Source organism: Mesorhizobium sp. M7A.F.Ca.CA.001.08.2.1 (genome assembly GCF_003998455.1).
GTDB lineage: Bacteria > Pseudomonadota > Alphaproteobacteria > Rhizobiales > Rhizobiaceae > Mesorhizobium > Mesorhizobium ciceri.
In genome coordinates this window covers 1-1034 of the sequence record NZ_RZPW01001224.1, presented here as the reverse complement: position 1 = coordinate 1034, position 1034 = coordinate 1, and the positions used below count along the sequence as shown (strand labels likewise).

Genomic DNA, 1034 nt, shown 5'->3' with positions numbered 1-1034 from the left:
TGCTCCCCGCGAAGCGCGAAATAGCGCCGGCAATCCGCACCTGAACGCTTTGGTGCTCCTCCTGTTGTCGCCTGTGCTCGACCAGTGCGTCTATGTTCTGGTGGAGCACCGAATGCATGTTGGCTGGACGTTGGTCGCTCATTTGGAAAGCTCGTTTGAACGACGATCTGGTGCAAGCGGCGTCACTTGTCGCCCGCCTGGAACATTTGCGGAGCCGGACCTGGCTTGAACTCGTCGGCACGCAGCTTACGTCGCTGCCGACGGTTCGATTGGGAAAGGGCGTGCCGTGCTGAAATCGTGTGCACCATACCGACTACTGCCTGCGGGGCGCTCTGATGAACCATATGGCCAGCGCCCGGAATCACCTCGAGGAGAGACCCACCAACTTCGCCATGCAGGCGCCGTGCATTCCGTTCCGCATCGAACAACCGGTCTCCAGATCCCGCCAGGATGCCGGTCGGTACGGAAATGTCCTTATAGCTGGCCTTCTCCGACAGGGCCGCGGCCAGCATAGATGCTGACTCCGAACAAACCGCCCCCAGTTGGGAAGGGCGGCTGGCGGCATCCTTGGCGGATGCGGCGAAGTCGCTGGCGATCATAGCGGGTCGAAATATCTTTTCCATTGCCCAAGGCCAGGCAAGCCTCACAAGCAGCGGCAACAAGGTGTGGCGAAACCCCGTTCCGATCACCGGCAATGCCGGGAGTGCGGCCAGTGCAAGATCCAGCCGCGGTGGCGGATAGTAATAGCCTGAGACAAGCACAATGCCAGCGACCGATGAAGGATGCCTGCGCGCCAACTCGAGGGCGATCCAGGCTCCCCAGGAATGTCCAAGCACGAGATATTTCTTAATACCCAATCTGCCGGCGGCGGCATGTATGAGGTCGGCTTGGTCGCAAGCGGACCAGCGCCGGGTGCGCGAACGTGAGCTTCGCCCAAAGCCGGGACGGTCAAATGCGAGCACCCGGTAGGTCTTTGCCGCCTCATCGAAGACGCCGCTCGACTTGAAATCCTCCGCCATGGATCCATGCAGGAG

Annotated in this window: 1 protein-coding gene; it reads right to left on the bottom strand. The window is 61.0% G+C overall.

Translation table 11 applies throughout. The features are described 5' to 3' along the window. Nucleotides 1-182: 182 nt before the first annotated feature. A partial coding sequence (locus EN914_RS36370; protein WP_164779215.1) for an alpha/beta fold hydrolase occupies nucleotides 183-1034 on the bottom strand: 852 nt, incomplete at its 5' end.